This is a genomic window from Prolinoborus fasciculus (assembly GCF_056724605.1).
The window spans coordinates 1-511 of sequence record NZ_JBWZQN010000180.1 but is presented as its reverse complement, the minus strand read 5'-3'; the positions used below and the strand labels follow the sequence as shown (position 1 = coordinate 511).

2 protein-coding genes and 1 pseudogene are annotated in these 511 nt (G+C 40.1%); 2 read left to right on the top strand and 1 reads right to left on the bottom strand.

All coding sequences use genetic code 11. The annotated features are described in order from the left end of the window. Together AC1P5O_RS16840 and AC1P5O_RS16835 are read left to right on the top strand one after the other, a co-directional pair. Positions 1-105 (top strand): annotated as a pseudogene (locus AC1P5O_RS16840) (IS6 family transposase); the annotation flags it as partial. A gap of 58 nt (positions 106-163) precedes the next feature. Then, a complete protein-coding gene (locus AC1P5O_RS16835) occupies positions 164-400 on the top strand; it encodes a Dps family protein (protein ID WP_318270715.1) in 237 nt (78 codons plus the stop codon). Here AC1P5O_RS16835 and AC1P5O_RS16830 read toward each other — a convergent pair. After that, a partial coding sequence (locus tag AC1P5O_RS16830; protein ID WP_032044563.1) for a transposase domain-containing protein occupies positions 387-511 on the bottom strand: 125 nt, incomplete at its 5' end. The genes AC1P5O_RS16835 and AC1P5O_RS16830 overlap by 14 nt on opposite strands.

The window sequence follows — 511 nt, the reverse complement described above, 5'->3', positions numbered from 1 at the left end:
GGAATTGAGGTTATGCGTGCTCTACGCAAAGGACAAGCTTCATTATTTTATAACGGTAATATTCTAGGAGAAGTTTGGCTAGTAAATAGAGTTTTCGGTCTCTAAGCTTTTTTGAAGGGAAAATCATCGACTCAGATCCCTATTTGCAACAGTGCCATATTTGATGACACATAATTTTCACTGGAATGTCACTGGTCCTCAATTTAACAGTCTGCACAATATGTTTATGGACCAATATACTGAGCAATGGAATGCATTAGACATTATTGCTGAACGAATTCGTTCGTTAGGTTTCGCTGCACCTGGAACATATAAGCAATTTGTGAAATTAGCATCCATTAAAGAGGTGGAAGGCGGTAAGCGTCCGCTGAATCCCATACCAATTTTTAATTCGATTTAGGTTTCCAGCAGTGTGGCAGTAACTCTTCAATCTGGGTCACTTTATGTGTCGGCAGCCTTTTCAGCACATCACTTAAATAGGCATACGGATCCAAGCCATTCAGCTTTGCTG